This is a genomic window from Providencia sp. PROV223, from assembly GCF_028479245.1.
Lineage (GTDB): Bacteria > Pseudomonadota > Gammaproteobacteria > Enterobacterales > Enterobacteriaceae > Providencia > Providencia rettgeri.
On the sequence record NZ_JAMPNG010000004.1, the window covers coordinates 165,421 to 183,090 of the forward strand.

The window sequence follows — 17,670 nt, forward strand, 5'->3', positions numbered from 1 at the left end:
AAGAAGAGGGTTACGACTCGATTGGCAGGCCGTTATCTTGCCCCCATTGGGCCCATGAACCATCATACAAACGCAGGTTTTGGTTACCTAATAAGGTTAATGCCATTAATACCACTGCAGCGGTCATTCCTGAACCACAGGTCGTCACAGAAGGCGCATGGATATCTACACCTTGCTTAGCAAAGATAGCTTTAAGTTGCACTGGTGATTTGAATGTACCATTTTCCACAAGAAGATCCCATGGGACGTTTTTGCTCCCTGGAATATGCCCCATACGTAAACCTGGACGCGGTTCTGGCGCTTGGGCAAGAAAGCGTGGCTCTGCGCGAGCATCAATAATTTGAATTTTGCCTTGATTTATAATCTCAAGTACTTGTTCTTGATTCAGTGCGTTACTGTCTTTACGTGTGGCATGGAATTGCTTCGCAGCTGGCGGAGTGACTTCCCCTGACTGAACATCAAACCCAGCAGCTTTCCAAGCATCGATGCCACCGGCTAAAATTTTAACGTTTTTGCAGCCCATCGTGGTGAAAGTCCACCATGCTCTTGGGGATGAAAATAAGTTATTCTGAGAATAAATAATAACTTGGGTGTCATTGCCAATGCCCATGGCACTAACTGCTTGGCTAAAAACTTCAGCACTTGGCAGCATATGAGGTAAATCACAGCTTTTGTCTGCAATTTCATCTTGATGAAAGAACTGAGCGTTAGGAATATGTTCTTCTAAATATTGTTGGCGGCAGTCATAAGGTGCGGTTGGTGGTGGAGAGGAAGCATCGAGCACAATGATGTTATTATCAAATAGATGTGAATTTAACCATTGTGGGGTTACGAAATAATCGTTGTACATTAGCTATCTCCATCCTGGGTTGATATATTATTTTAAAATTACTGAATTTGATTTGGTGCTGGCAGTGCAGAAGGGGATTGCGGTTGTCCTTGCTCAAGTGGTGTTGTTGAACGCGTATAAATGTTCATACCAGCTAAAACAATACCGCCTACAGAACCAAAAGCACATAATGCGCAAAGTGCGATAACAACCTTTTTCATTTTCTATAGCCTGCCTAGTGATAAAAATCCAAATAGTGTAAGAACTCAAAGTATAACCGGATGAGTGTTGCAAACAAGTTAAAAGCTATTTTTTCTGTCGCATAATGGGCGTTTTGCAAAAAGCTTCCCAATTTTTATGTATAATGGGTATTAATACAGTAGTTTTGCGAAGCGGTTGGCAAAAGAGTTTTTTTCATATTTCGTATTGTTGTCAGTTTCGTTATCTTTCATTTTAACTTTGGTCACCTGCATAATTTATGTCCCTGTCGAATAAAACTAAAGAACAAATAACTCAGTGGTATAAAGGGTTGTCCGTACAAATTGATGGGTTTGTTTCAAGAGCCCCGCAGCGGCAGATGATAGCGCAAGTCGCGAAAAATTTAGCGGATGATGACGGTCGCCATTTGGTCATAGAAGCGCCTACTGGGGTAGGGAAAACGCTATCTTATTTAATACCGGGGATAGCGGTTGGTAGGGAAGAAGGAAAAACCTTAGTGGTTAGTACGGCGAATGTGGCATTACAAGACCAAATTTATAGTAAGGATTTACCGTTATTAAGCAAAATTATTCCTGATCTAAAATATACAGGTGCATTTGGGCGTGCTCGTTATGTTTGCCCCCGTAATTTAGAAGCTATTTGTGCAGCAGAAGGTGAGCAAATAGATTTAATGTTATTGGTGGAAGACAAAACGGAAATTGCGAATAGTGAAGAACGGGCAATTTGTCAGCAGCTGCGGCATGATTTTCAAAGCTTTGCATGGGATGGGCTAAGGGATCATCACAAACGGGCATTTAGCGATAGCTTATGGCGTAAAGTCAGCACAGATAAAATGAACTGTTTAGGCCGTAATTGCCAATTTTATCAGCGGTGTCCATTTTTTATTGCTAGGCGAGAAATCGAAGATGCAGATGTAGTGGTTGCTAACCACGCGTTGGTAATGGCAGCTATGGAGAGTGAGTCGGTATTACCTGACCCGAAAAATTTATTATTAGTGCTTGATGAAGGTCACCATGTTCCAGACGTTGCAAGGGATGCCCTTGAAGTTGAAGGCGAAATTACGTTAGTTCAATTAACGGCACAGCTTGATAGCTTTATTCAGCATGTTGGGCAATATATGGGGCAATTTCGTCCAGCAAAGCCACCAAAGTTAGCTAACCCTGAACGATTACAGCAACATGCAGAAAAATTGCGTGAAACATTTCGTGATTTTTCATTACTAGCAAATGCCTTATTGCCAGAAACGTCAAAAGAAACTGAGTATTTATTTCCGCTAGGTGTATTGCCTGAAGCAATGCAATTAAGCTGTCAGGTGCTATTTAAGCAGACAGATGCCCTACAGGGGTTAGCGGAAGCTATCTTAAATGATTTGACGGAACAAACTGCGAAGCAAGATATTGTTCGCTTACATCGGTCGATTATTGTGACTAGTAGGGCTATGGGATACTTTGAAAATATGTCGAAGCTCTGGCGGCTGGCGGCATTAGAGCAAAGTTCAGGTGCCCCTGTGTCAAAATGGTTAAGTCGGCGTTATGAGAAAAACCAATCTCGTTTCTTTATGCATTGTGCTGGGATCCGGGTGAGTGAGCAATTACAACATTTGTTATGGCGAAATATTCCTCATATTGTGATTACATCAGCAACGCTGAGGTCGTTGAACAGTTATTCACGTTTTATGGAACTTACTGGGCTGTCTGAAAAAAGTGATGATCGCTTTGTGACATTGTCCTCTCCTTTTAACCATGTTGAGCAGGGAAAAATTATTATTCCTAAAATGGAATATGAGCCAACGATAAACAATGAAGCGGAACACTTAGCGGAAATGGCGGTGTTTTTTCGTGAACAATTTATTAAAAATACTCACCGTGGCGTGTTGGTTTTATTTAGTAGTCAAAGAGCAATGGAAGGTTTTCTTGAGCACGTAAAAGATTTGCGTTTGCAGCTTTTAGTTCAAGGAGATCAACCACGTTATCGGTTAGTCGAAACACATTGTGAAAGAATTAATCAAGGGCAATCTAGTGCTTTAATTGGCTTACAATCGTTTGCTGAGGGGTTAGACCTAAAAGGGGAATATTTAACGCAGGTCCATATTCATAAAATTGCATTTCCACCAGTAACAAACCCTGTGATTATCACTGAAGGTGATTGGTTGAAGTCGTTGAAGCTATACCCGTTTGAAGTTCAAAGTTTACCGAGTGCTTCATTTAATTTGATACAGCAAGCAGGTAGGTTAATTCGTAGTCATGAATGTTATGGTGAAATTATTATTTATGATAAACGGTTATTAACTAAAAATTATGGCAAAAGATTATTAAATGCATTACCTGTATTTCCGATAGAACAGCCTGAAATATCTAAAAACAGTAAATAATTATCATTAAGTTAATGTATTTTTTTAAGGTATTTAAATTTCAATAATAGTTTGATTTATATAGCTAATTGTTAGTAAATAAAATGGCCACTTTGCAGTGGCCATTGGTCAATTTGAATTGACTCTATTTACGACATTACTCAATATTAGCTTCTAAAAACCAGAGGAATTTATCCATATCGCGGGAAGCCGCGGTAAACATATCTGCGGTATCTTCGTCTTCCACTTCATCAATTGCTTTTCGAATATCATTCGCGACGATCGCATAACGATCTGCTAATGCTTTCAAATGATCTTGTACACTGTGAATATTAATTGGGTAAGCCTCTAACGAAGTGAAGCGGCTAACTTCTTGGGTTGTACCAATAGCAACGCCTCCCAATTGAACTGCGCGTTCAGCGAATTCATCTAAGTGTTCAACTAGCGTGGTTCTAAAACCATCTAACATTTCATGTACGGCGATAAAATTGCGACCACGCATATTCCAGTGGGCTTGTTTAGTCATTAGAGAGAGATCGGTAAAATGGACTACCATAACATTAAGTATTCCAATGGTTTCCAATTTTACGCTGTCTTCCATATCATTGCGTGTATATAAAAGTTCATTTGAAGATGCTTTAAATAATTTAGCTGTACTCATGATTCATCCTCTCTTAAATATGAATTTGTTTAGTAACCTCATCTGTCAATAAATATAAAATAATAAACCGACTTTGTCATAATGTAATAAACGATTAGTTTAATAGGCCTATTCGATAGGTTTTATTAACTTTTAATTTATTGTGGATCTTGAATGCTGATAGTTTTTAGCAATAAGTGCTATAGCACCAATTAAATAATAAAATAAAAATAAAAAATGATTATTTCAAATTGATGAATAAATCTTTACATGAAAAAAGGTTAATAAATATCAGCATATCGAATTTATTAACCTTAACGACTTCGTTTGCCATTAGATTTTGTAGCTAGGACACTTTTTCTATTTTTGACTTTGGTACCGCTGTTGAGGTTGAACCAATAGAAGCACAGACAATACATAACAATGCCAACCATTGAGTCATCGTTAAGTGTTCATGTAGAAAAACGATCCCCAAAAATGCGCCCATACAAGGTTCAAGGCTCATTAATGTACCAAAAGTTCGAGCAGGCAAGCGAGTTAGCGCGATCATTTCTAATGTATAAGGGAATGCGGTTGATAAAATCGCGACGGCTAGCGCAAGAGGTAAGATTGATGGGTCAAACATCACCTCGACTCCAGTTTGCATTAAGCCAATAGGGAAGAAGATCAAGGCAGAAATAAATGAACCGATTGCGACGGTTGCTGCACCGTAGCCAGCACCTGCGCGTTGTCCGAAAATAATATAAATACCCCAACAAACCCCTGCACCAAGTGCATAAATGGCGCCAAGTGGGTCAATGGAATCGATATCATCGCCAATAGGAAGTAAAAATAACAACCCAACAATAACCAGCGCTATCCACAGAAAATCAATAGGGCGACGAGAAGAAAACATTGCAACGGCTAATGGCCCTGTAAACTCTAATGCAACGGCTATCCCTAATGGAATACGCTCAAGAGACAGGTAAAATAAATAATTCATGGTTCCTAAGGACAAGCCATAAGTTAGCAATGGAACCAGTGAATTTCTTCTGAATTTTAAACGCCAAGGCTTAAAAATAACAAATAATATAATCGTAGCAAGCAATAAACGTAAACCAGTAACACCGGGAGCGCCGATAACGGGAAATAAAGTTTTAGCTAAAGAAGCCCCGCTTTGAATAGAGGTCATTGCAAGCAGTAATAACCCTATAGGCAATAGCGGAAATGCGCTCTTTTTAGTATCGGCAGACATAAATAAGTAAACCTCGGAAAACGTAACTTAATTGATAATAAATATTTAGAAAATAGGTATTTAGTGGTGAAAAATAATTTCTTAAAGATTATCTCATAAAATAGCGTGGCTTTATATTTCTTTATGGTTCAGTTATCGCTAACAAGGGTGTAAACGTGCTCTATTGGCTGTCAATATATTGGTTTAGGTGAATGGCAGTGCTATAAACATGAATTAGTCTCATTTTATTATGACAGAGGGCGAAGCTTGAGCTTCTGCATTAGGCTCGTATAATTCAATTCTCTAAAAAGTCACAATAAAAATGGAAAATGAGGAACAGATGGGAAAGATTAAAAGTATTGCAGTGTATTGTGGTTCCAGTATGGGAAAAAATGAGATCTATCAGCAAGAAGCCATTGAATTTGCTAAAGAAATGGTTAAGCGTGATATTACATTAGTTTATGGCGGTGCTAGTGTGGGAATTATGGGGACAATTGCTGATACCGTTTTGTCATTAGGGGGAAAAGCGATTGGAGTTATCCCATCATTGCTAGAAGAACGCGAAATTTCTCATAAGAATTTAAGCGAGCTATATAAAGTTGAAACGATGCATCAGCGTAAAAGTAAAATGATCGAACTTGCTGATGCCTTTGTCGCTTTACCTGGCGGGTATGGCACACTTGAAGAGTACGCAGAAGTATTTACTTGGAGCCAAATTGGTTTACATGCTAAGCCGTGTGCCTTGTTTAATATTAATAATTATTGGCAGCCATTGATTGATATGACAAATAAAATGGCAGATGAAGGTTTCCTGCATGAAAAATATCGTCATATGGCGATTGTGAATGATTCACCTGCTGAATTATTAGAAAGTTTTGAATCTTATATTGCCCCATCAATTAAAACCTACGACTAGCATCAATACTGAAATAACAGAGAGGAATGCATGATAAGGGAAGCTATCAAAAATGATGTGGACTCTATTCTTTCACTTTACCAAATTTTGTTTTCGGAGATGGCATTACTTGACCCTGAGCGCTTACAACCCGCTGAACAGGCTAAGGAATTTATTGAAAATGCAATTATTGACGATAAATTTTATGTGTTAGTTGCTGAATTCAACGGTGAGATTAAAGGGTTTTGTATTGCACAACAGCAAATCGCTGACCCTTATAGCTGCATTGTTCCTCGAAATTTTGGTTATATTTTTGACCTAGTGGTTGATCCTAATTTCCGTGGTGAAAAAGCAGGGCAAAAATTACTAACTGCGATGAAAGCGTGGGCGAAAAGTCGACAACTGAGCCACTTGGAGCTGTCAGTATTAGCGCAAAATCATAAAGCGATTAAGTTTTATGAACGAGAAGGGCTTACTGAAATCAGTCGTACTATGGGGATCACACTATAGTTTGGCAATATAATCGGTCTTTCCTTTCGTGTTAATCAATTTGCTGAAAACAGCACAAGATCTAAGCGGCGTAATATGGCATAATGCGCCGCTATTTATACCTGCCGTACTCTAATGACCATGCATGGAATGCATTTTACTGCTCAAATGATTATTTTGGGTTATTTTGCACGCCGTAGTCATGGGCCTCTAATCATCGCAGGCTATTTTACACCGTTTAATTTAAGGCATAGCAGTGTTAACAACGAACAATATCACTATGCAGTTTGGCAGTAAGCCACTGTTTGAAAACATTTCAGTTAAATTTGGCACAGGCAACCGTTATGGTTTGATCGGCGCAAATGGCGTGGGTAAATCCACATTTATGAAGATCTTAGGGGGAGATTTAACCCCTACAGCTGGAAATGTGAGCACGACTGATCCAAATGAGCGTATTGGTAAACTTCGCCAAGATCAGTTCGCATTTGAAGAATTTACCGTACTTGATACCGTGATTATGGGTCATAGCGAGCTGTGGGACGTCAAACAAGAGCGCGATAGAATCTACGCCTTACCTGAAATGAGCGAAGAAGACGGCTACCGCGTGGCTGATCTAGAGGTCGCTTATGGTGAAATGGACGGTTATAGCGCGGAAGCTCGTGCCGGTGAATTATTGTTGGGTGTAGGTATTCCTGTCGAACAACACTATGGGTCGATGAGTGAAGTTGCACCAGGCTGGAAACTGCGTGTGCTGTTGGCACAAGCCCTATTTTCTGACCCAGACATCTTATTACTCGATGAGCCGACGAATAACTTGGATATCGATACTATTCGTTGGTTAGAGCAAGTGCTGAACGATCGTAACTGCACGATGATCATTATTTCCCATGATAGGCACTTTTTGAATACCGTATGTACGCACATGGCTGACCTAGATTACGGTGAATTGCGTTTATTCACAGGTAACTATGATGAATATATGATTGCGGCAACCCAAGCGCGTGAGCGCCTATTATCGGATAACGCGAAGAAAAAAGCGCAAATTGCTGAGTTACAGTCTTTCGTTAGCCGCTTTAGCGCGAATGCCTCTAAGTCGAAACAAGCGACTTCTCGTGCACGTCAAATTGATAAAATTCAATTGGATGAGGTGAAAGCGTCTAGCCGTCAAAACCCATTCATTCGTTTTGAACAAGAGAAAAAATTGTTCCGAAATGCACTTGAATTAGAAGCAGTGACCAATGGTTATGATCAAGGGCCATTATTCAAAAACATCAATTTATTACTGGAAGTTGGCGAAAAAATGGCGGTTATTGGTGCTAATGGTATCGGTAAAACGACATTCTTAAAAACGTTGGTGGGCGAGCAGCCTGCAACTAGCGGAATGGTTAAATGGTCAGAAAACAGTAACATTGGTTACTATGCCCAAGACCACGCAGAAGATTTTGAAACAGATTTAACCGTGTTTGACTGGATGAGTCAGTGGAAAAATGAAGGGGATGACGAGCAAGCGGTGCGCAGTATTTTAGGCCGTTTACTGTTTTCTCAAGATGACATTAAAAAGAAAGTTAAAGTGTTATCCGGTGGTGAACAAGGGCGTATGTTATTTGGCAAGTTAATGATGCAACAGCCAAATATTTTGATTATGGATGAACCAACCAACCACTTGGATATGGAATCCATCGAGTCATTAAACTTAGCCCTCGAATTATACAAAGGAACGTTAATTTTCGTTTCCCATGACCGTGAGTTTGTTAGCTCGTTAGCGAGCCGTATTTTAGAAATCAAAGAAGATAAAGTAATTGATTTCAAAGGTAGTTATGATGAATACCTGACAAGCCAAGGTGTAGTGCTTTAAATATCGTTTTGGATTAGAAACAAAAAGCCCTCAGTTTTGATTGAGGGCTTTTTAATGGGCGAAGTAAACTTAGTTTTTCTTCACAAACTCAGATTTCAATTTCATTTGACCGAAACCATCAATCTTACAGTCGATATTGTGGTCGCCCTCGACCAAACGGATACCTTTAACGCGGGTACCGATTTTTAGCATTGAAGAGCTGCCTTTGACTTTGAGATCTTTAATCACGGTGATGGTATCGCCATCAGCTAGCAGGTTGCCATTGGCATCTTTTACAATTAATTCATCAATATCAGCTACAGGCTCGGCATCATTCCATTCATGCGCGCACTCAGGGCAGATATACATATCGTTATCAGTATAGGTGTATTCAGACTGGCATTTCGGGCAAGGAGGGAATTGCATATTCATACTCTCAGTAACTTTATCAAAAGAATAAACAGTGGTGATATTTAAACCATCAAGCACCACAAAAGAGGGATAGTATAAGGTGAAAGGACAATTAAATTATTTTTTCGGATTATTCTTAATTTTAGTGTGATTGAAATAGGAAAAAGGCGAGAAAAGCCTCGCCTGAATGATGAAAAAAGTCAACTTGCTCGAAAATTTAGCCGTTAGCCTTTAGCACAGACTTCACAATGCGGGTCTTTGCTAAGTCTAAATTGGCGGAAATCCATTGTCATTGCATCAAATAGCAATACTTTTCCTGAATTAACCTTCCCATAATTAGCTAATAATTTAATTGCTTCCATCGCCTCTAGCGTACCAATGGTCCCGACTAAAGGGGACATGACCCCAGCTTCAACGCAAGTTAAGTTATTGTCACCAAATAAACGGCTTAAACAGTGATAGCAAGGAGTACTTTCTTCATAAGTGAAAACAGATAATTGTCCTTCCATGCGGATAGCTGCACCTGAAACCAATGGTTTTTTATGCGGTAAACACAACCGGTTGAGCTGTTCACGAATGGCGACGTTATCAGTGCAATCTAAGATCACATCATGATGTGTGATTAATTCATCAAGTTGTGCATCATCTAGCTGTGCATTGACGGTATCAATTTGGATATGTGGGTTAATGGCTGCAAGCTGTGTTTTTGCAGAATCAACTTTTGGCATATCAATGGTCGCATCACGATGCAACACTTGCCGTTGTAAGTTAGATAATGACACGGTGTCGAAATCCACCAATGTCAGGTGACCAACACCTGCTGCGGCAAGGTATTGAGTTGCAGCGCAGCCTAAACCACCAAGGCCAATAACCAGCACTTTGCCAGCTTTAAGTTTTTCCTGCCCATCGAAATCAAACCCACGGAGGATAATTTGGCGGTTGTACCGCAACATTTCCGGATCGCTAAGCTCTTGCACTGTTATTATTCACTTTTTAATAAATAGTTAAACATTTCGACTTCAACCATTTCACCCGCTTCAACACGGCCACGTTCTCTTTCAAGGACAATAAAGCAGTTAGCTAAACTAAATGAACTAAACACGTGTGAGCCTTGGTGACCCGTCGTGGCGACTTGCAATTGTCCTTGTTCATTAGCGCTTAGAATTCCTCGTTGAAAATCTAAACGACCAGGGCTTTTCTTCAACGCGGTGGTAACCGGAACTTTGAAGCGTAGCGGGGCACGCCATTGGCTGTGTCCTGAAAGGCGTGCAATCAGTGGTTGAACCAATTGGTAGAAGGTGAGTGCGGCAGAAACAGGGTTCCCCGGTAACCCACAAAACCAAGCGTCACTTAACTTACCAAATGCAAAGGGTTTTCCTGGTTTAATGGCTAACTTCCAAAAACCAATCGTGCCTAATTCATCCAAAATTTGTTTGGTATAGTCAGCTTCACCCACGGAAACGCCGCCACTACTGATGACCAAATCAGCGTGTTGGTTAGCTTCGATAAAGGTTTGTTTGAGTTTTTCTGGCGAGTCCGGTATCACACCTAGATCAAGTACTTCGCAGTTAAGTTTTTCAAGCATCAGGCGAACGGTGAAACGGTTAGTATCATAAATTTGCCCATCTGCTAAAGGAAGGCCAACGGCTTGTAGCTCATCGCCCGTTGAAAAAACGGCAACTTTAAGGCGACGATATACGGTGACATCTGCAATCCCCAGTGAAGCAATTAACGGCAGTTGGGCTGTTGTGAGTAACGTTCCTGCTGGGAACACTGCACTGCCTTGGGCAATATCTTCCCCTGCTTTACGAACGTTACTACCTTGTTTAATAGGTTGGGTAAATACAATGCCTTCGTCCGTTTGCTCTGTAGACTCTTGCATCACAACCGTATCCACACCTTGTGGGATTGGGGCGCCCGTCATAATACGCACGCAGCAACCTGCTTTTAATTCGCCTTCCATTGGGTTGCCGGCAAATGATTTACCTGCCACTGACATTGGTGTTTTCCCATCCCAATCGGCAAAACGTAAGCCATAGCCATCCATAGCAGAATTATCAAATGGTGGGACATTGATAGGGGAAATCAGGTCTGTCGCAATGATGCGCTGTGCAGAGGAGGTCAGTGGAATGATTTCGGTATCTGTGACGGTTTTTGTTTGAGATAGTAATTTTTCCAATGCAACATCTAGAGAAATCAAATCGTTAGTATGACACTGATCCATAAATAATGACCCTCATTATTGTTATCTGCCTTGAGGCTTAAAATGTGTTCGTAATGCATATTATGGCAGAAATCCATTAGTGGGTGAATGAATAGAAATTGATTACAGATAGCTTTTAGTGAGATTTAGTCAATCAGCTGGTATTAGCACAGAGAAAATTATGCACAAAATAACAAAACTGTTGCTGCTATAATCATGTTAAATATTCTAGGCACTTTATATTTATCTTTTAAAATTAATGTATCAATAAAAAATGTGCTATTAATCACCGTATATAAGGTGTAAAACCTTTTAAAGAATAGATTGACAGGGTGAATGAATTGCATGAATAAATGCAAATATTTCACGGTAATTATCCATGTTGTACTGGATTATCTGTACCTGCTGTTTTAGAGTACCGCACACCTGCATTTTATAAAAATAGTTATACCATTTGTGGAGGATCACATGTCATCTCTGAGTAAAGAGGCCGAATTAGTTCATGCCGCACTGGAGGCAAGAGGCTTAGAAACGCCTTTGCGTATCCAGCCAAAATCAGGCGACGAACGCAAGAAACTGATTGAAGGGCACATGACAGAGATCATGACGCTGCTGAATTTGGATTTAACCGATGACAGTTTAGCTGATACCCCTCGTCGCATCGCAAAAATGTATGTTGATGAAATTTTTTCAGGGCTAGATTACGCGAACTTTCCAAAAATCACTCTGATTGAAAATAAAATGAAAGTGGATGAAATGGTCACCGTGCGTGATATTACGCTTACAAGCACCTGTGAACACCACTTTGTTACGATCGATGGAAAAGCAACGGTTGCCTATATTCCAAAAGATAAAGTTATTGGTTTATCGAAAATTAACCGGATTGTGCAATTTTTTTCACAACGCCCACAAGTGCAAGAGCGTTTAACACAGCAAATTTTGGTTGCTTTGCAAACATTACTGGGAACTACGAATGTGGCTGTTTGCATAGATGCAGTGCATTATTGCGTGAAAGCACGTGGTATTCGTGACGCGACAAGTGCAACAACAACAACGTCATTAGGCGGGTTGTTTAAATCAAGCCAAAACACACGGCAAGAATTTTTACGTGCAGTTCGTCATTTATAATTTATGACAACAACGACACCGTCAAGTCGTATTGACGCGCTTGACGCCGTCCGTGGTATAGCGATTTTAGGTATTCTTTTAATGAATATCTTTGCTTTTGCTTTACCACAAGCGGCGTATTTAAACCCTTATTACACCAATACAACACCCGAGTCAGAGGCTTACCTCTGGGGTGTTTTCAATGTCCTTTTTCAAGGTAAAGTTCTCGCTATTTTTTCCATCCTCTTTGGGGCAACTCTCGTGTTGTTGCAGCCTCGTTCTCTTCGTTGGAACCAGTGCCGTTTATTTGTTTTAGCTCTGTTCGGGGTGATTCATGGGGTTGGCTTTTGGGACGGTGATATTCTTTTGGCCTATGCATTAACGGGCTTGTTGGTAACCTATTTGCTTAATCAATATGATGATGGTTTTTTATTGAAAATAGCACTATCACTATATTTGATTGGGTTACTTATCTTGCTCGTGTTGGGAAGTGGTGTAGATCCCTCAGGTTTTTGGCAAACCTCGGATAAGCAATTAGCATTTGAATATACTATACATACCTCTGGGGGAATGGATGGTGTGTATTATCGAGCATCAGAGATGCTCAAGATGGTTGAAATGCTGGTTATCCAATATGGCTGGCAATTATCTGCGTTGATGATTATTGGCGCGTTGTTAATGAAAAATGGTTGGTTACGAGGGCAATTCACCGCTCAACATTATCGCAAAATAGCCTGCATATTTATCTTGCCATCGTTATTGATTCAAATAGTTTCGCTATACATACAAAGCCAATTCAATTGGAGCTATTTTTCAACATCAATCATTGGTTATATTATTAATGAGCTAGTTATTCCATTTCAATCTTTAGGATATATAGCTCTGGTGTATGGCTTTTGGGGGATAGTGGTAAACAACAAAATAATCCATGGGCTGCAATATGTGGGTCGTATGGCGTTGAGTAATTATATTTTGCAAACGCTAATTTGTACCACACTGTTTTACCACTTAGGCTATTTTGGGCAATTTACACGGGTTGAATTACTTGTTTTGGTTCCCGTTATTTGGGGAGCAAATTTATTGTTTTCTTATTATTGGTTAATGTTTTTTAGCCAGGGGCCACTTGAATGGTGTTGGCGCAAATTGACGGGAAAGTTAATAAGTAGATGAAGGTTCATCTACTTATAGGTCTAATTCAATTTATTGACTTCATCCGGTGAAACAGCCGGATAGCCTTTAATTCCTGCAGGCATTTTAATGGGAGCAGGGATGGATTCTTGCTCACCTAAAAATTTAGGTTCGCGTTTTAAAATATATAAATCCGCCAGAGCTCCTAGCCGTGCAAATACTTCACGTACTCTTACTTTATACATTCCAGATGGTGTCGGAACCGCTAAACACTGCGCATCAATACCTTTATGTTTGGCGATAAAAACCGCTCGTTCACAATGAAAACGCTGGGTAATAATGGTAAAGTTATCGGTATCAAACACTTTTTTAGTACGTACCACCGAGTCTAATGTCCTAAAACCTGCAAAATCGAGCACAATTTTAGAGGCTGGAACCCCTTCTTTTATTAAATCTTTACGCATGTTGATTGGCTCATTGTAATTATGTGCGCCATTATCACCACTAAGAAGTAAATACTTAACTTTTCCACTGTGGTATGCCTCAGCTGCGCCTTTAATACGATAGGTATAGTAGAGGTTATTAACGCCAGAGGAATAATATTTGGATGTGCCAAGTACCATCCCGACATCGCGCGCAGGCAATTTTTCTACATCTTCATAGATATAGGGGGCGGTATCCCAGCTTATCCAGCGATCAAGCAACAATATGGTCGTAAATGCGATCCCTGCAAGAATAATAAGACCAAAAAACAGACGTTTCCTCATGTCCTAGCCTTGATAATAAAGAGTCATAATTTAGAAATTGTTAGCCTCAATAGGCCAGTATCTCTAGGCTACTTGACTTAAATTAGTGACGCAAGTCGCGTAACGTAAAATCATGTCAATGTCTACATTACAATCGGGGTTAACTAATATTAAGCCTATTAATTGAATCAAAATTAATCAGACATTGGATGAAAAAGATAAATCACATTCTCATCAAAGAGTGAGCAGCTTCACATCATGATAGTTTTTATAGAATGAAGCTATATATTATGAAATTTTAATTCTATATTTTGAATTGATTGTGAAATATTGTTTCTTTAATGGTTTTTTGTGAATAACAGATTTTTAATCAGGAAGGTGAGGAAAGTATGAAACTAACGACATTATTAGCCACAAGTGCTGTACTTGTTACAGCAAGTGTGGCGGCGAAAGAATACCAAATCAATCATACCGATCAGTTAAAATCACTCAATGATGCGACAAAAAGTACGGAAGTCTGGGAAAAAGCAGAAGTATTAACCGATTTTACTTACCCATGGGAAAAGGAAGCGGCTCCTAAAACAGATTTTCGTGCCCTGTGGAGTGATGACACATTATATTTCCGATTTATTGCAGATGATAAAGATATTCAGCTAGGTGATAACTCAGATAAAGACCAGGCGGTGTTAGATTCTGACCGAGTTGAACTCTTTTTCGCGACTAGTCCTGAATTAAAACCGTATTACACGGCGGAAATGGACCCGAAAGGGCGTACTTTCGATGCAAAAGCTAATTATTATCGTGAAGTTGACCCAAGTTGGAACTGGGAAACATTACAAACGGTGGGTGAAATAACGCCAAATGGTTATGTATTAACAGGAAAAATTGATTTAGATGAATTTACTAAACTCGATTTATGGCAAGATGCGGACAAACAGACACTAATGTGTGCCATTTTGCGCGGAGAGTTTAGTGCAGGTGAGCCAAAGCAAGTGCGTAAATGGATTAGCTGGATCAAACCTGATTCCGTTAAACCTGATTTTCACATCCCATCAGCCTTCGGAACCTGCAAGTTCGTAAAATAGCGTTATCGCCGGTGGCTTTCGTCACCGGTAGCTTTTCAATACAAACGTAATATTGTGAGAAAGATCATAACCTGCAATTAAGTTGTATGAAATCGCAGTGATTTAAATTGAAATAAAAATTCATTTAATGTATTTTTTAATGAAATTAAATTTCATGAGGGCGTTTGAATGTCTCTAGCCGAAAATACTCTGAGTGACTGTCTACACAATGAATTCAATCAGGAAACGCAACAGTTTTCACGTTTGGATACACTCTCTATGGTGAACGTTATTAACCAAGCAGATAGTACGGTTGCAGGTGCTATTCAGGCCGTTCTACCTGCGATTGCCCAAGTGGTTGATGCTGTTGCTGAGTGCTTAAAGCAAGGTGGACGCTTGTTTTACATTGGGGCGGGTACCAGTGGCAGGCTAGCTGTATTAGACAGTGCAGAATGCCCACCAACATTTGGTACTTCGCCTGAAATGGTACAGTCGATTATTGCGGGTGGCCAAGATGCAATGTTAAAAGCGGTTGAAAATATTGAGGATTCAGCGGAATCAGCGATTGATGAGCTTAAAAAGCGCCAGCTTTGCGCAAAAGATGTCGTGGTGGGGATTGCTGCCAGTGGACGTACACCATTTACTTTAGCAGGTATTGAATACGCCAATGAAATCGGTGCGTTAACGGTGGCTATTACCACGCGAGGCTGGGGATTAGTCAGTGATGTCGCAAAATTAGCTATTGCACCCGATGTTGGCCCTGAAGTGTTATCGGGTTCAACTCGCATGAAAAGCGGTACTGCACAAAAAATGATTTTAGGCATGCTAAGTACCTGTGTAATGGGGCGATTAGGTCGTATTCATACTAATTTAATGGTTGATGTCGTTGCTAGTAATATCAAATTACTGCGCCGCGCAGAACGGATTGTTAGTGAAGTCTGCGGTATTGATGAACACACCGCGGCAGGGTTATTGGCACAAGTGGATTATCATCCACGACGCGCAATTTTAATGCATGAGCTACAGATTAATGCACAGCAAGCAACGGATATTGTTCAACAGCATCCAAACACCACCTTGGACAGCATGTTAGCAATCACCGTTAAGTAATGGGATAGCGTGATGAAGAGCGGGTTTACTGGCTCAGTCAACATCAGGGGAATCATATGGCTAATAAGATAGAACATCTGGAAGTACTCGCCAGAGAAATAGAAAAATATGCGGGCGGCTTTGAGAACGTGGCAACATTAACTCACTGTATGACGCGTATCCGTTTAGTTTTAAAAGATAACAGTAAATTCGATGCTGAAGCTTTGAAACAAATTGAGGGTGTAAAAGGCGTTATTTTCAATGGTGAGCAACAACAAGTGATTGTTGGAATGGGAACCGCAGCGAAAGTCTTTTCGGTGATGAACAAACGCATGCAAGGTAGTACCTCTGCAACAACGGAAAGTGCAGCACCAGCAGAGAAAAAAGCATTTTCCATACGACGTATGCTAAATACGTTGGCCGCCATTTTTGTTCCAACCATTCCTGCACTGATTGGTTGTGGTTTGATTATGGGGTTGATCAATATTGTGCGTTTAGTGGCACCAGGCGTTGTTGAACAATTCCCTGAATTATTTAAGTTATTAAAATTGATTGGTAGTGCAGTCTTTGTTTATCTTTCAATTATGATTGGGGTGAATACTGCGAAAGAGCTTGGTGCATCTACCTCAATTGGTGCGGTCATGGCTGGATTACTTTCAATGCCAGGTTTAGCGGATATCACCTTATTTGGCTCGAAGTTAGTCCCGGGTAGTGGGGGAATTTTTGCAGTGCTTATGGTGGTCGTTTTCTCTTCTAAATTTGAAGTGTGGTTTAGAAGTATCATTAAAGAAAGCTTAGACCTCATCGTGACGCCATTTGTGACCATTTTAGTCTCAGCGATGGTGGCAATTGTAGTGTTCCAACCTGCAGGACATTACTTAAACCAAATTTTAGCGCAAGGTGTTTCTGTCGCTTTATTAAATAGTGGCGGTGGTGCCGTGGCGACTGGCGGTATCTTGGGGGGAAGTTTCTTATTCTTATTATTAACGGGTTTACACCAAGGCTTGATCCCAATTCATGCTGAAATTTTACAAACGTTTGGCCTGAATTACTTGTTCCCAATTTTAGCCATGGGTGGAATGGGGCAAGTGGGTTCATGTTTCTGGGTTTATTTAAAAACCAAAAACCAACGCTTGAAGAAAACATTAGTCGGTGCGTTACCTGTGGGTATTTTTGGTGTCGGTGAACCACTTTTATTTGGTGTGTCATTACCATTAGGTAAACCATTCATTGCAGGTTGTATTGGTGGCGCAGCTGGCGGCGCATTAATGGCGTTCTTCCATGTCGGGATCATCATTCCATTTGGTACTGCCGGGTTATCATTAATTCCATTAGTGGGTGATGGCCAAATATTGGATTTCTTAATTGCTGTTGCGGGTGCATGGATTGTCGGGTTCATTGCCAGTATGATAATAGGCTTCACTGATCCAGAAAAATAATTAGAAGGAAAAGC

The 17,670-nt window shown here is 40.2% G+C and carries 17 protein-coding genes; 9 read left to right on the forward strand and 8 right to left on the reverse strand.

What is annotated here, in order from left to right:
- Nucleotides 1–10 precede the first annotated feature (10 nt).
- A complete protein-coding gene (gene sseA, locus PR767_RS07060; RefSeq protein ID WP_272520056.1) occupies nucleotides 11–850 on the reverse strand; it encodes a 3-mercaptopyruvate sulfurtransferase in 840 nt (279 codons plus the stop codon).
- Nucleotides 851–888: 38 nt separating this feature from the next.
- Nucleotides 889–1,050 carry a hypothetical protein gene (locus tag PR767_RS07065; protein ID WP_004256593.1) on the reverse strand — a complete coding sequence of 54 codons (162 nt, stop codon included), beginning with the start codon at nucleotides 1,048–1,050 and terminating at the stop codon, nucleotides 889–891.
- Nucleotides 1,051–1,307: 257 nt separating this feature from the next.
- Between PR767_RS07065 and dinG the strand changes: the two genes are divergently transcribed.
- A complete protein-coding gene (gene dinG / locus PR767_RS07070) occupies nucleotides 1,308–3,419 on the forward strand; it encodes an ATP-dependent DNA helicase DinG (protein WP_272520057.1) in 2,112 nt (703 codons plus the stop codon).
- Between the two features lie 136 nt (nucleotides 3,420–3,555).
- Here the strand turns inward: dinG and dps are convergent, their stop codons facing one another.
- On the reverse strand, nucleotides 3,556–4,059 hold the full coding sequence (dps, locus tag PR767_RS07075; RefSeq protein WP_272520058.1) for a DNA starvation/stationary phase protection protein Dps: 504 nt from the start codon (nucleotides 4,057–4,059) through the stop codon (nucleotides 3,556–3,558).
- Between the two features lie 325 nt (nucleotides 4,060–4,384).
- Nucleotides 4,385–5,272: a threonine/homoserine exporter RhtA gene (rhtA, locus tag PR767_RS07080; protein ID WP_109910981.1), complete on the reverse strand. Its 888-nt coding sequence runs from the start codon at nucleotides 5,270–5,272 to the stop codon at nucleotides 4,385–4,387.
- Between the two features lie 319 nt (nucleotides 5,273–5,591).
- On the opposite strand from rhtA, the gene PR767_RS07085 reads away from it, so the two are divergent.
- From PR767_RS07085 to PR767_RS07095, 3 genes are all read left to right on the forward strand, one after another.
- On the forward strand, nucleotides 5,592–6,167 hold the full coding sequence (locus tag PR767_RS07085) for a TIGR00730 family Rossman fold protein (RefSeq protein WP_272520059.1): 576 nt from the start codon (nucleotides 5,592–5,594) through the stop codon (nucleotides 6,165–6,167).
- Nucleotides 6,168–6,197: 30 nt separating this feature from the next.
- A complete protein-coding gene (locus PR767_RS07090; protein ID WP_004909204.1) occupies nucleotides 6,198–6,656 on the forward strand; it encodes a GNAT family N-acetyltransferase in 459 nt (152 codons plus the stop codon).
- Between the two features lie 235 nt (nucleotides 6,657–6,891).
- Nucleotides 6,892–8,490 carry an ABC-F family ATPase gene (locus tag PR767_RS07095; protein ID WP_272520060.1) on the forward strand — a complete coding sequence of 533 codons (1,599 nt, stop codon included), beginning with the start codon at nucleotides 6,892–6,894 and terminating at the stop codon, nucleotides 8,488–8,490.
- 69 nt (nucleotides 8,491–8,559) lie between these two features.
- Here the strand turns inward: PR767_RS07095 and PR767_RS07100 are convergent, their stop codons facing one another.
- The 3 genes from PR767_RS07100 to moeA all read right to left on the reverse strand — a co-directional run bounded on the left by PR767_RS07100 (nucleotide 8,560) and on the right by moeA (nucleotide 11,104).
- Nucleotides 8,560–8,895 (reverse strand): zinc ribbon domain-containing protein YjdM, encoded by a 336-nt coding sequence (locus PR767_RS07100; protein ID WP_004909208.1) that lies wholly within the window; start codon nucleotides 8,893–8,895, stop codon nucleotides 8,560–8,562.
- Between the two features lie 209 nt (nucleotides 8,896–9,104).
- Nucleotides 9,105–9,857: a molybdopterin-synthase adenylyltransferase MoeB gene (gene moeB / locus PR767_RS07105; protein ID WP_181937022.1), complete on the reverse strand. Its 753-nt coding sequence runs from the start codon at nucleotides 9,855–9,857 to the stop codon at nucleotides 9,105–9,107.
- A gap of 5 nt (nucleotides 9,858–9,862) precedes the next feature.
- A complete protein-coding gene (gene moeA / locus PR767_RS07110) occupies nucleotides 9,863–11,104 on the reverse strand; it encodes a molybdopterin molybdotransferase MoeA (RefSeq protein ID WP_272520061.1) in 1,242 nt (413 codons plus the stop codon).
- Nucleotides 11,105–11,551: 447 nt separating this feature from the next.
- Between moeA and folE the strand changes: the two genes are divergently transcribed.
- Nucleotides 11,552–12,211 carry a GTP cyclohydrolase I FolE gene (gene folE, locus PR767_RS07115; RefSeq protein ID WP_004256561.1) on the forward strand — a complete coding sequence of 220 codons (660 nt, stop codon included), beginning with the start codon at nucleotides 11,552–11,554 and terminating at the stop codon, nucleotides 12,209–12,211.
- A 3-nt stretch (nucleotides 12,212–12,214) separates the two neighbouring features.
- A complete protein-coding gene (gene yeiB / locus PR767_RS07120) occupies nucleotides 12,215–13,360 on the forward strand; it encodes a DUF418 domain-containing protein YeiB (RefSeq protein WP_109910984.1) in 1,146 nt (381 codons plus the stop codon).
- A 20-nt stretch (nucleotides 13,361–13,380) separates the two neighbouring features.
- Here yeiB and sanA read toward each other — a convergent pair whose 3' ends face one another.
- A complete protein-coding gene (sanA, locus tag PR767_RS07125) occupies nucleotides 13,381–14,085 on the reverse strand; it encodes an outer membrane permeability protein SanA (RefSeq protein WP_109910985.1) in 705 nt (234 codons plus the stop codon).
- A 368-nt stretch (nucleotides 14,086–14,453) separates the two neighbouring features.
- On the opposite strand from sanA, the gene PR767_RS07130 reads away from it, so the two are divergent.
- From PR767_RS07130 to PR767_RS07140, 3 genes are all read left to right on the forward strand, one after another.
- On the forward strand, nucleotides 14,454–15,149 hold the full coding sequence (locus PR767_RS07130; RefSeq protein WP_109910986.1) for a sugar-binding protein: 696 nt from the start codon (nucleotides 14,454–14,456) through the stop codon (nucleotides 15,147–15,149).
- A 168-nt stretch (nucleotides 15,150–15,317) separates the two neighbouring features.
- On the forward strand, nucleotides 15,318–16,238 hold the full coding sequence (gene murQ / locus PR767_RS07135; RefSeq protein WP_109910987.1) for an N-acetylmuramic acid 6-phosphate etherase: 921 nt from the start codon (nucleotides 15,318–15,320) through the stop codon (nucleotides 16,236–16,238).
- A gap of 56 nt (nucleotides 16,239–16,294) precedes the next feature.
- Nucleotides 16,295–17,656, forward strand: coding sequence for a PTS transporter subunit EIIC (locus PR767_RS07140; RefSeq protein ID WP_004909226.1), 1,362 nt, complete (start codon nucleotides 16,295–16,297; stop codon nucleotides 17,654–17,656).
- Nucleotides 17,657–17,670 lie beyond the last annotated feature (14 nt).